This window comes from Vibrio sp. OPT46 (assembly GCF_015163535.1).
Classification (GTDB): domain Bacteria; phylum Pseudomonadota; class Gammaproteobacteria; order Enterobacterales; family Vibrionaceae; genus Vibrio; species Vibrio alginolyticus.
In genome coordinates this window covers 1-11,039 of the sequence record NZ_JADDYG010000532.1, presented here as the reverse complement: position 1 = coordinate 11,039, position 11,039 = coordinate 1, and the positions used below count along the sequence as shown (strand labels likewise).

At 45.9% G+C, this 11,039-nt stretch carries 15 protein-coding genes; 13 read left to right on the top strand and 2 right to left on the bottom strand.

What is annotated here, in order from left to right:
* The 4 genes from kefB to IQR33_RS21950 all read left to right on the top strand — a co-directional run.
* Positions 1-1,438, top strand: a 1,438-nt coding sequence (kefB, locus tag IQR33_RS21965) for a glutathione-regulated potassium-efflux system protein KefB (RefSeq protein WP_193844041.1), incomplete at its 5' end; no start/stop codon positions are given.
* 33 nt (positions 1,439-1,471) lie between these two features.
* Entirely contained in the window at positions 1,472-1,672 is a 201-nt protein-coding gene (locus IQR33_RS21960; RefSeq protein WP_005381449.1) for a YheV family putative zinc ribbon protein, read from the top strand.
* A 92-nt stretch (positions 1,673-1,764) separates the two neighbouring features.
* Positions 1,765-2,316, top strand: coding sequence for a peptidylprolyl isomerase (gene slyD, locus IQR33_RS21955; RefSeq protein ID WP_005381451.1), 552 nt, complete (start codon positions 1,765-1,767; stop codon positions 2,314-2,316).
* A gap of 131 nt (positions 2,317-2,447) precedes the next feature.
* Positions 2,448-3,389, top strand: a complete 942-nt coding sequence (locus IQR33_RS21950) for an isoaspartyl peptidase/L-asparaginase family protein (RefSeq protein ID WP_031812779.1) — start codon at positions 2,448-2,450, stop codon at positions 3,387-3,389.
* An 83-nt stretch (positions 3,390-3,472) separates the two neighbouring features.
* On the opposite strand, the gene IQR33_RS21945 is transcribed toward IQR33_RS21950, so the two are convergent.
* Both IQR33_RS21945 and IQR33_RS21940 read right to left on the bottom strand, forming a co-directional pair.
* Positions 3,473-3,700, bottom strand: a complete 228-nt coding sequence (locus IQR33_RS21945; protein ID WP_193837600.1) for a SlyX family protein — start codon at positions 3,698-3,700, stop codon at positions 3,473-3,475.
* Positions 3,697-4,683 (bottom strand): WD40 repeat domain-containing protein, encoded by a 987-nt coding sequence (locus IQR33_RS21940; protein ID WP_193837602.1) that lies wholly within the window; start codon positions 4,681-4,683, stop codon positions 3,697-3,699. The genes IQR33_RS21945 and IQR33_RS21940 overlap by 4 nt, the downstream gene beginning before the upstream one ends.
* A gap of 128 nt (positions 4,684-4,811) precedes the next feature.
* Here IQR33_RS21940 and fkpA point away from each other — a divergent pair, with 128 nt between their 5' ends.
* The 9 genes from fkpA to IQR33_RS21895 all read left to right on the top strand — a co-directional run.
* Positions 4,812-5,594 (top strand): FKBP-type peptidyl-prolyl cis-trans isomerase, encoded by a 783-nt coding sequence (gene fkpA / locus IQR33_RS21935; protein WP_017821751.1) that lies wholly within the window; start codon positions 4,812-4,814, stop codon positions 5,592-5,594.
* A 143-nt stretch (positions 5,595-5,737) separates the two neighbouring features.
* Positions 5,738-6,460, top strand: a complete 723-nt coding sequence (locus tag IQR33_RS21930) for a helix-turn-helix transcriptional regulator (RefSeq protein ID WP_005382804.1) — start codon at positions 5,738-5,740, stop codon at positions 6,458-6,460.
* A complete protein-coding gene (gene tusD / locus IQR33_RS21925) occupies positions 6,457-6,852 on the top strand; it encodes a sulfurtransferase complex subunit TusD (RefSeq protein WP_017821752.1) in 396 nt (131 codons plus the stop codon). The genes IQR33_RS21930 and tusD overlap by 4 nt, the downstream gene beginning before the upstream one ends.
* Positions 6,849-7,205 (top strand): sulfurtransferase complex subunit TusC, encoded by a 357-nt coding sequence (tusC, locus tag IQR33_RS21920; RefSeq protein WP_005382801.1) that lies wholly within the window; start codon positions 6,849-6,851, stop codon positions 7,203-7,205. The genes tusD and tusC overlap by 4 nt, the downstream gene beginning before the upstream one ends.
* Positions 7,206-7,212: 7 nt before the next feature.
* Positions 7,213-7,488 (top strand): sulfurtransferase complex subunit TusB, encoded by a 276-nt coding sequence (gene tusB, locus IQR33_RS21915; RefSeq protein ID WP_005382799.1) that lies wholly within the window; start codon positions 7,213-7,215, stop codon positions 7,486-7,488.
* Positions 7,489-7,665: 177 nt separating this feature from the next.
* Entirely contained in the window at positions 7,666-8,040 is a 375-nt protein-coding gene (gene rpsL / locus IQR33_RS21910; protein WP_004399892.1) for a 30S ribosomal protein S12, read from the top strand.
* 101 nt (positions 8,041-8,141) lie between these two features.
* Positions 8,142-8,612, top strand: coding sequence for a 30S ribosomal protein S7 (rpsG, locus tag IQR33_RS21905; RefSeq protein WP_005382796.1), 471 nt, complete (start codon positions 8,142-8,144; stop codon positions 8,610-8,612).
* Positions 8,613-8,687: 75 nt separating this feature from the next.
* Positions 8,688-10,787, top strand: coding sequence for an elongation factor G (gene fusA / locus IQR33_RS21900; protein WP_005382794.1), 2,100 nt, complete (start codon positions 8,688-8,690; stop codon positions 10,785-10,787).
* Positions 10,788-10,940: 153 nt separating this feature from the next.
* Positions 10,941-11,039 (top strand): GTP-binding protein (locus IQR33_RS21895; RefSeq protein WP_135300427.1); only part of this gene is annotated, 99 nt, incomplete at its 3' end.

Here is an 11,039-nt window from a genome sequence, read left to right as displayed (position 1 = left end):
CGGGATGGGGTTGGCGCTGTCCTCGACGGCGATTGCGCTTAAAGTCATTGAAGAGCAAGGGCTTAATGGTACCGAAACGGGGCAATCTGGTTTTGCGGTGCTGCTCTTTCAAGATATTGCAGTGATCCCGATGCTGGCGATGTTGCCCTTGCTAGCAGGCGGGCATAGTGGTGGAAGTTGGTTGGATGTCTTCACTATTTTAGGCAGTGTGGTAGCACTGTTGATTGGTGGTCACTTTTTACTACGTCCGCTATTTCGTTTTGTCGTGATGAGCGGCGTTCGTGAGCTCTTTACCGTTGCTGCACTTTTAGTCGTGCTTGGCATTTCGGTCGTGATGCAAAAGCTCGGCCTTTCGATGGCATTGGGGACTTTTTTAGCAGGCGTTTTGCTTGCAGAGAGTGAGTATCGCCATGAGCTGGAAATCGCTATCGAGCCATTTAAAGGTCTGTTGTTGGGGTTATTCTTTATTGCGGTGGGCATGGCGGTAAACTTGGGGTTATTGGCATTACACCCTTTAGAGATTCTCGGTGCGGTGGTGGCTTTGGTCGTGGTTAAGGGTTTGGTTTTGTATGCATTGGCGAGAGCTGCCCGTGTCGGAGCCAAAGCGAGAAGCCGTATGGCTGCAATTTTGAGCCAAGGCGGTGAGTTTGCCTTTGTCATATTTACCGCGGCGAGCCAAGAGGGCATTTTGCCCAAAGAGCAAGTGGCGTTTCTGTTGGTGGTGGTCAGTCTATCCATGGTGACGACTCCTCTTTTGCTGATGGGACAAAAGAAGTGGTTTGCTCATACCCTGAATCAAGAAGAAGAGGGCATGACCACGAAAGTCGTGGATCGCCGACCACGCGTTATCATTGCAGGCTTTGGACGTTTCGGTCAGATCGTCGGACGTTTAATGTATGCCAATAAAATCAAAGTGACAGTATTAGAAAGTGATGCCAGCCAAATCCACCTATTACGTAAGTATGGTTACAAAGTGTTTTATGGCGATGCTACACAAATTGACCTATTGAGGGCTGCTGGCGCTGATAAAGCGGAAGCATTGATTATTTGTACTGATTCACCTGATGAGGTGATGGCCATCGTGGACATTTGTCGCGTGCACTTCCCGAAACTTAAGTTGTTAGCCCGAGCAAGAAGCCGTGTCGAGGCTTACCAGTTAATGAGTCATGGTGTAGAGAATTACTCTCGTGAAACATTTTTAGGGGCGCTAGATCTCGGTCGCCAAGCGCTCGTAGAACTGGGTATGCATCCTTATCAAGCAAAGCGGGCAGAAGCACATTTTCGCAAGTTAGATAATGCTATGCTTAAGGACTTATTGCCTCAACACAATGAAGATAAGAAATTAGCTCAAAGAGCGAAAGAGGCCCGCAAAGAGCTAGAAGAAATATTTGGTCGTGAAATGGAGAGCGACCATCAGTCACCTAATCATTGGAAGTAGTACTTGAGCCAAGACTCAAGCTAAGGAAATAGCGTGAAAATCAAGAAACGTTTTATTGCCGGCGCTAGCTGCCCAAATTGCAGCCAGCAAGATACCCTGCGCTGGTGGATTGAAAATAACATCGAATTAGTTGAGTGTGTCGAGTGTGAGTTTACAGAGCAGCGTAAACCACAATCTGTAGAGAAAAATAAACACTCAGATCAGGAAATGATCGGAATTTTTAAGCCGGAGTAATTGAACTTCGATAATTGATCCCCATAATACACCCAGATATCTCAGTACTTAACCCCATTCAGGTTAAGTCAATTAATCTCCCTGGAGTTAGTATGAAAATTGAAAAGAACGTTGTTGCAAGCCTTGCATACAAAGTAATGATGGAAGACGGTGTCGTTGTTGATCAATCAACAGCAGAAGCACCTCTAGATTACCTTCACGGTCACAACAACCTAATTACAGGTCTTGAAAAAGAACTTGAAGGTAAAGTGGCTGGCGACAAGTTCTCAGTAACGGTAGCTCCTGAAGAAGCTTACGGTGAGCACAACGATGCGCTAGTACAGCGCGTTCCTGCGGACGTGTTCCAAGGCGTTGAGCAAATCGAAGTGGGCATGCGCTTCCTAGCTGACACTGACCAAGGTCCAATCCCTGTTGAAGTAACAGAAGTTGACGGCAACGAAGTGGTTGTTGACGGTAACCATATGTTAGCTGGTCAAACACTAACTTTCGAAGTAGAAGTTATGTCTACACGTGAAGCAACAGCAGAAGAGATCGAACACGGTCACATCCATCAAGGTGGTGGCTGTTGTGGTGGTCACGATCATGACCACGATCACGAAGAAGAAGGCGGCTGCTGTGGCGGCGGTAGCTGTGGTTCTCACTAATCATAAGCTCCTTCACTAGATAATCTAATCTAGCAAAGCTTTGAAAAGCGCAAGTTGAGTTTTCAACTTGCGCTTTTTGTTTATCTAAGGTGTAGTGCCAACCATACAAGGAATAACAGTTGGACAAAGTGATGACGAAACCTTTCTCGATTGCCATTCATGGTGGTGCGGGCACCATCTTGCGTGAACAGATGAGCGATGAGCTGCAACAATCCATCTTGGCGGATTTAGAAGCTGCGGTAAAAGCGGGACATCAAATTCTAGACACGGGCGGTGAAGCCTTAGATGCCGTCGTAGCGGCAGTGAAAGTATTGGAAGACTCTCCTAACTTTAATGCGGGTAAAGGCTCAGTGCTGACCAACAACGAAATGGTTGAAATGGACGCTTCTGTGATGGATGGGCGAAACCTTGCAGCAGGCGCGGTCGCTGGGGTTCGTCATATCAGAAACCCAATTGAGCTCGCTCGTGACGTGATGCGAAACAGCAATCATGTGCTGTTGGTGGGTGAGGGCGCAGAGAAGTTTGCTTTTGAGCAAGGCCATGAGTATACCGAGCAAGATTACTTCTTTACTGATCGCCGTTATGAGCAGTTGCTGTCTATGCGTGAGAAAGGACTGTTTGCTTTGTCGGAATCTCGTTACCCAGATGACCGTAAGCACGGTACGGTTGGTGCGGTAGCGTTAGATCAACAAGGCAACTTAGCCGCTGCCACCAGTACGGGTGGCGTGACGAATAAGAAATACAACCGAGTCGGAGATTCGGCTCTTATTGGTTGTGGTACGGTGGCCGAAAATGGCGTCGTGGCAGTTTCCACTACGGGTGTCGGCGAGTTCTTTATTCGTAAACGTGTTGCGGAAGACGTTGCAGCACGTATGCGTTACTTACAAGAAGATATTCATACGGCTTGTGAACACATTATCCAAGGTGATCTCAAACAGATGGGCGGAGAGGGCGGTTTGATTGCCATTGATGCTAAAGGTGAGATGCACTTTGCGATGAACAGTTCTGGCATGTACCGAGCAGGCATTAATACGCAAGGCGAGCTGAGCGTTAAAATCTACGCCGACGAATAGCTTCCTCTTGAGTACCTTCTTAAGTAATTAATACAACAAAGCCCAGAACATGTTCTGGGCTTTATGCTGTTTGAGCCTGCATTTTAATAATGCGGTGGTGGGGTTTCTTCTGACGGATCGGCTAAATTCGACGAGTCCATATTTTTTACTTTACCTACCACATATTTCATCTGATCGAGCATCTTGGTAATTTGCAGTTGTTGCTGCGATAAAGCGCCGTTCAGATCTTCAATAGTCTGTTCTTGGAACGCAAGCTGACATTCTAAGTCATTAATGCGTGCTTCCAATTGCTGAATGGTTTTTTCTGTCATGATCCGTTCTCTAACTGCCAAGCTTGGGCAATACCTGCTGAAGTAGCAGTAATTACGCGTTGTTTTGAATCAAAGGCTGCATCATACACGACCGCACGGGGAGGGCGAGTGTCTTTTTTGGGCTCCACTTCAAATCCACTCATTCGTTTTCCGGTTTGAGTATCCCATATTGACACACGGCCAGAAGGGCTTCCTGTGACTAGTTGAGTCCCGTCGTCAGAAAATCGTGCGGTAGAGAAAATTAATTGGCGTGACCAACTGCTCAACTGTGTGACTTCTTGTCCAGTTTTTAAATCCCAAACAATCGCTTGGTTTCCGCCATCAGATGTCATTGCTAATTTTCCATCTCTTTGCAGGGCCACGCGAACAATTCGTTGTTCATGTTCGAAGGTTCGTAGTATTTGTCCGGTTTCGGTGTCCCACAGATACGCTTTATAGTCATTACCTCCGGTTAGGGCGAAGCGCCCATTAGGAGAAATGGCCACGGAATTGACTTTTTCACGATGTGCAAGGAACTCCATGCGACGCCCGGTGACTAAGTTGACATAAATTGCTTTACCGTTGGATAACCCAAGCAGAACTTGTTCACCATTACTGGTGATATCAACGTCGCGAATGAGCGCATCAGAGATAGACCAAAGGCCTTCGGATTGCGTCCAGCCTAGGTCCCAAACTGCGAAGTTCATTTGGCTTGCTGTAATTGCGTAGCGACCATTGTCAGATATGCGGATATGGGAAACCACATTGGCATCGGCATCGAGTTCACCCAGGTTGGCTAGTTGTTCATTTTGCTCTAGGTCCCACAACATCAAATGACGTTGTTGAGAATAGAGCAGAGCAAACCGTCCATCTCTGCTAAGTGCGAAGCTCGTCGCACCTTGAGGTTCTATCGGCCAACGCTGCACTTCACGCTCGGCGAAAAAGCAACCATTTAACGTGGTGATGACAATTAAATATAGGAATAAATGAAAAATTCTTTGCATCACATCTAATAATCCGGTTTGTGTCTTAAGACATATAGCTAGTATATTGGTATAACGATTGTCTTCACTAGTCTCATAGAAGATTTGTGCACAACAACCAATGGCAGAGCCATTATTGGGAGAATTTAATGAAATCAGTTTTAAAAGTGTCGCTACTTGCTGCAACAGTCATGCTAGCGGTAGGTTGTCAGAAAGAAGAAACTAAAACAGAAACCGCACCTCAAGCAGAACAAGTTCAAGCAGAAACCGGTAAAGCGGTTCACTTTAAAACCGACGACGACAAAGCGGCATACGCAATCGGTGTTTCATTTGCTAATTACCTAAGCACAAGCATCGACAAGCCAAGCGAAATCGGCATTAATCTTAACAAAGATTTGGTACTAAAAGGTATCGAAGACGTCTTCAAAGGCAATGCTGAATTGAATGAAGAAGAAACACGTGCAGCACTAGAATCTCTAGACAAGCGTGTTGCAGAAAAGATGCAAGCACAAGCGGCAGAGAAAGCAGCTGAAGCGAAAAAAGCTGGCGATGATTTCCGTGCTGAGTTTGAGAAGCAAGAAGGCGTAGTGAAGACAGATACAGGTCTTCTATACCAAGTAATGACACCAGCTGAAGGTGAGAAGCCAAAAGACACTGATACGGTTCAAGTACACTACAAAGGTACTCTGATCGACGGTACTCAGTTCGACAGCTCATACGATCGTGGTGAACCTGCAACGTTCCCACTTAACCGTGTAATCCCAGGTTGGACAGAGGGTGTTCAGCTAATGCCTGTGGGTTCTAAATTCAAATTCGTTATCCCGCCAGAGCTAGCATACGGTGACCAAGACACACCAAGCATTCCTGCTAACTCAACGCTAGTATTTGAAGTTGAGCTGCTAAAAGTTGAGAACGACAACGCAGAGCAATAACAATAAGCTGCGATAAGTTATTGAAAAAGGTCCGTTTAACGGGCCTTTTTTGTTCTAGGTCACTAGTTGGTGAGTTTGCTAGGTTGCTTTTCAAATTTTCTGATAAACTTACACCAATTTGTTGATTTTTCGCTCGAAGGCTTATGACAACTACAGAAACAATAAACGCGGAGATGTTGCTCGAAATGGAATCCGTTAACGTGATGCCGTTTACCGAGCACGACAAAATCATTTTAAGATCTTATGAGGCGGTCGTGGATGGTATCGCCAGCCTGATAGGTCCATTTTGTGAAATCGTTCTTCACTCTCTAGAAGACTTAAATACCTCTGCAATTAAAATCGCTAACGGTGAAAACACGGGGCGCCAAGTCGGCTCACCAATCACTGATTTAGCGCTTAAGATGCTAAAAGACATCGAAGGCTCGGAGCGCAACTTCTCACGTTCGTACTTTACCCGTGCAAAAGGTGGCGTGTTGATGAAGTCGATTACTGTCGCCATTCGTAATGGCGAAAATCGCGTGATTGGTTTGTTGTGTATCAACGTCAACTTGGATGCGCCTTTCTCGCAAGTCCTTCAGTCTTTCATGCCGACGCAAGAAGCGAAAGAAGCGGCTTCCTCGGTCAACTTTGCTAGTGACGTAGAAGAGCTGGTGGACCAAACTGTTGAACGCACCATCGAAGAGATCAATGCGGATAAATCCGTGTCTAACAACACCAAAAATCGCCAGATCGTGATGGAGTTGTACGACAAAGGTATCTTCGATATTAAAGATGCCATCAACCGTGTCGCGGATCGCCTTAATATTTCAAAACACACCGTTTACTTGTACATTCGTCAACGTAAAACCGAGGATGATGAAAGGTGAGTAAACTGACTTACACGTTAGTGGTGAATGGTCCCGTTTATGGCAGCCAGTCAGCGCGCAGTGCTTATCAGTTCGCCAAAGCGGTGATAGAGCAAGGCCATCAGCTAGTGAGCGTCTTCTTTTATCAAGATGGTGTGACTAATGGTACTGCTTTGAGTGTGCCAGCCAACGATGAGTTTGATCTCAATAAGGCGTGGCAGTCTTTGGCTAAAGAGCATGGTGTTCGCCTAGAAACTTGTGTCGCGGCCGCTTTGCGTCGCGGGATTGTAAGTGAAGAAGAAGCGAATCAACATGGTTTGGTTCAGAACAATCTAGCCGATGGTTTTGAACAAGCAGGCTTAGGTAGCCTAGCTGAAGCGATGTTAACCCAAGACAGAGTGGTACAGTTTTGAGTCAGTTAACTTATCTATTTCGTAGTGCGCCACATGGCAGTGCAGCTGGTCGTGAAGGTGTGGATGCACTGTTAGCCGCGTCGGCTTACTGTGAAGATATCAGCGTCATTTTCATGGGTGACGGGGTATACCAGCTTCTACTCGGACAAGACCCCAACAATATTTTGAGTAAAGATTACGCGCCGATGTTAAAGCTTTTCGATTTATACGACATCGAACAAGTCTTTGTGTGTTCAGAGTCGTTAACCCAGCGAGGTTTGGCGCAAGCGGATTTAGTCATTGAAGCCCAAGCGTTAAGCTCAGAACAGCTCAAAGATAAGTTACAACACGCTGGCAAGCTACTGTCTTTTTGAGGAAGGTATGTTACACATCATAAAAACAGTCTCTGCTCTAGAAGACGCCATGCCCTTATGCAGTGAACAGGATGACATCTTACTTATAGAAGATGCAGTGTACGCTGCTAACTCGCAACATAAAGCATTTTCCCATCTAAAAAACCGCAGCGTATTTGTGTTAGAGAGCGATGCGCAAGCTCGCGGTATTGCAAATCGTATCAGTCCATCGCTGACGATTGTGAATTATTCAGGCTTCGTTGAACTAACAGCAAAACAGGATAAATCCCTAACTTGGGATTGAACAAGATTTGCTGTCGACAAAGCTTTACGGATGAATTGTTCTAATTGAACAAAAAAGATCCGTATATTTCTTGACACACCTCTCACTGCTGCATAGAATTTTGCGTCCCTAACTGCATTGGCAGTTGGGGATAGATTTTTCACAAAGCTTACTTTCAAGTAAATCAGGAGCTAGTTAATGGCAACTATTAACCAGTTGGTACGTAAGCCACGTGCAAAGCAAGTTGTTAAAAGCAACGTGCCTGCACTAGAAGCGTGCCCACAAAAACGTGGTGTATGTACTCGTGTTTACACTACTACACCTAAAAAACCTAACTCAGCACTTCGTAAAGTTTGTCGTGTACGTCTGACAAACGGCTTCGAAGTTACATCGTACATCGGCGGTGAAGGTCACAACCTTCAAGAGCACTCAGTTGTTCTAATCCGTGGTGGTCGTGTTAAAGACCTTCCAGGTGTGCGTTACCACACTGTTCGCGGCGCACTCGACTGTGCTGGCGTAAATGACCGTAAACAAGGTCGTTCTAAGTACGGTGTGAAGCGTCCTAAGTCTTAATGGATTCCGTTAAGTAAGGCCAAACACTAAATTATTTTTAATTTTTTGAAAAAACTGAAAAGTTTTGGATAAAACCTGAAGAAGACAACGGAGATAAATCCATGCCACGTCGTCGCGTCATTGGTCAGCGTAAGATCCTTCCAGATCCAAAATTCAAATCTGAATTGCTGGCAAAATTCGTTAACATCCTAATGGTTGACGGTAAAAAATCTACTGCAGAGAAAATCGTTTACACTGCACTAGATGCTATGGCTGAAAAGTCTGGTAAAGACCACTTAGCTATTTTTGAAGAAGCTCTTGAAAACGTTCGCCCAGCGGTAGAGGTTAAATCTCGCCGTGTTGGTGGTTCAACTTACCAAGTACCTGTAGAAGTACGTCCGGTTCGCCGTAACGCACTTGCTATGCGTTGGTTGGTTGAAGCTGCGCGCAAGCGTGGTGAAAAATCTATGGCTCAACGCCTAGCTGCTGAAATGCTAGACGCGTCTGAGAACAAAGGTACTGCGGTTAAGAAACGTGAAGACGTTCACCGCATGGCTGACGCAAACAAAGCGTTCGCTCATTACCGTTGGTAATACCTTCTGTGCTGCGAGGTTCTCTCGCAGCACTTTTCTATACTCTAAGGTACACCTTAGTAAGAGGATACAATCGTGGCTCGTAAAACTCCTATTGAGCTATACCGTAATATCGGTATCTGTGCTCACGTAGATGCAGGAAAAACAACCACAACTGAGCGTATTCTGTTCTACACTGGCCTTTCTCACAAAATCGGCGAAGTTCACGATGGTGCAGCAACCATGGACTGGATGGAGCAGGAGCAGGAGCGTGGTATCACTATCACATCCGCTGCGACTACTACATTCTGGCGTGGTATGGAAGCACAGTTCCCTGAGCATCGCGTAAACATCATTGATACCCCTGGACACGTTGACTTTACTATCGAAGTAGAGCGTTCTCTTCGTGTACTTGATGGTGCTGTGGTTGTGTTCTGTGGCTCATCTGGTGTTGAACCTCAGTCTGAAACTGTATGGCGTCAAGCAGACAAATACCACGTTCCACGTTTGGTATTTGTAAACAAGATGGACCGTGCGGGCGCAGACTTCCTACGCGTTGTGAACCAAATTAAGAATCGTCTTGGTGCGACTCCTGTTCCAATCCAGCTGAACGTTGGTGCGGAAGATGAGTTCAGAGGTGTCATCGACCTTATCAAGATGAAAATGATCAACTGGAATGATGCCGATCAAGGCACTTCGTTTACTTACGAAGACATCCCAGCTGACATGATTGAACTTGCTGAAGAGTGGCGCAACCACATGGTTGAATCCGCTGCTGAAGCTAGCGAAGAGCTGATGGACAAGTACCTTGAAGAAGGTGAATTGACTGAAGCTGAGCTCAAACAAGCTCTACGTACTCGCACACTAAATAACGAAATCGTACTGGCTACTTGTGGTAGTGCGTTTAAGAACAAAGGTGTTCAAGCGGTACTGGATGCAGTAGTTGAGTTCTTGCCATCGCCTGTTGACGTACCTGCAATTAAAGGTGTCGACGAAAGAGAAAATGAAGTTGAGCGTCATGCTGACGACAACGAACCTTTCTCAGCGCTAGCGTTTAAGATTGCGACTGACCCATTCGTGGGCACGCTAACTTTCATGCGTGTTTACTCCGGTGTTGTAAACTCGGGTGACGCTGTTTACAACTCAGTAAAAGAGAAGAAAGAGCGTTTTGGTCGTATCGTTCAGATGCATGCGAATAAGCGTGAAGAAGTGAAAGAAGTTCGCGCTGGTGATATTGCAGCTGCTATCGGTCTGAAAGACGTAACAACAGGTGACACACTGTGTGATCAGAACCACAAAGTGATTCTAGAACGCATGGAGTTCCCTGAACCAGTTATTCAGATTGCTGTAGAGCCTCGTTCTAAGGCAGACCAAGAGAAAATGGCTATCGCGCTAGGTAAACTAGCCGCGGAAGATCCATCATTCCGCGTGGAAACGGACGACGAATCAGGTCAGACTCTGATCTCAGGTATGGGTGAACTTCACCTAGACATTATCGTTGATCGTATGAAGCGTGAATTCAGCGTTGATTGTAACGTTGGTAAACCTCAGGTTGCTTACCGTGAAACCATTCGTGGTAAAGCGGAAGTTGAAGGTAAGTTTGTTCGTCAATCAGGTGGTCGTGGTCAATACGGTCATGTTTGGGTCAAACTTGAGCCTTCTGAGCCTGGTGAAGGTTTCGTATTCGTAGACGAAATCGTGGGCGGTGTGATTCCTAAGGAATACATCAGCTCGGTATCGAAAGGTATCGAAGAGCAAATGAATAGTGGTGTTCTAGCGGGTTACCCTGTACTAGATATTAAAGCTACACTATTTGATGGTTCTTACCACGATGTAGACTCAAGCGAGATGGCGTTTAAGATCGCTGGCTCGATGGCATTCAAGAAAGGTGCACTAGAAGCACAACCTGTGATTCTAGAACCTATGATGAATGTCGAAGTAACCACTCCGGAAGACTGGATGGGTGACGTTGTTGGTGACCTAAACCGTCGTCGCGGTATCATTGAAGGCATGGACGAAGGTGTGGCTGGTCTTAAGATCATCCGTGCTCAAGTACCACTATCCGAAATGTTCGGTTACGCAACTGATCTACGTTCTGCAACTCAAGGCCGTGCGTCTTACTCTATGGAGTTTCACGAGTACGCTGAAGTGCCGAAAAACTTCGCAGATAAAATTATTGCAGAGCGTGGTTACTAATTGACGATTGAACTGCAAAAAGTTTACGACTTTTTGCGAGATCAGGGCGTCCAAATATTGCGCTAACGGGCGTTGGCGCATAAAATAACAATTTCTGGCGCGTCGTCGATCAATAATGATCACGACGAATCATAACTAGGAAGGAACACGATCGTGTCTAAAGAAAAATTTGAACGTACGAAACCGCACGTTAACGTTGGTACTATCGGCCACGTTGACCACGGTAAAACAACTCTAACTGCAGCTATCTGT

Excerpts from the sequence above, each read along its gene's own strand:
- IQR33_RS21945 (WP_193837600.1), bottom strand. The coding sequence starts at position 3,700 with ATGACAGAAAAAACCATTCAGCAATTGGAAGCACGCATTAATGACTTA.
- slyD (WP_005381451.1), top strand. The coding sequence starts at position 1,765 with ATGAAAATTGAAAAGAACGTTGTTGCAAGCCTTGCATACAAAGTAATG.
- IQR33_RS21940 (WP_193837602.1), bottom strand. The coding sequence starts at position 4,683 with ATGCAAAGAATTTTTCATTTATTCCTATATTTAATTGTCATCACCACG.
- tusB (WP_005382799.1), top strand. The coding sequence starts at position 7,213 with ATGTTACACATCATAAAAACAGTCTCTGCTCTAGAAGACGCCATGCCC.
- fkpA (WP_017821751.1), top strand. The coding sequence starts at position 4,812 with ATGAAATCAGTTTTAAAAGTGTCGCTACTTGCTGCAACAGTCATGCTA.
- rpsL (WP_004399892.1), top strand. The coding sequence starts at position 7,666 with ATGGCAACTATTAACCAGTTGGTACGTAAGCCACGTGCAAAGCAAGTT.
- IQR33_RS21950 (WP_031812779.1), top strand. The coding sequence starts at position 2,448 with ATGACGAAACCTTTCTCGATTGCCATTCATGGTGGTGCGGGCACCATC.
- rpsG (WP_005382796.1), top strand. The coding sequence starts at position 8,142 with ATGCCACGTCGTCGCGTCATTGGTCAGCGTAAGATCCTTCCAGATCCA.
- IQR33_RS21930 (WP_005382804.1), top strand. The coding sequence starts at position 5,738 with ATGACAACTACAGAAACAATAAACGCGGAGATGTTGCTCGAAATGGAA.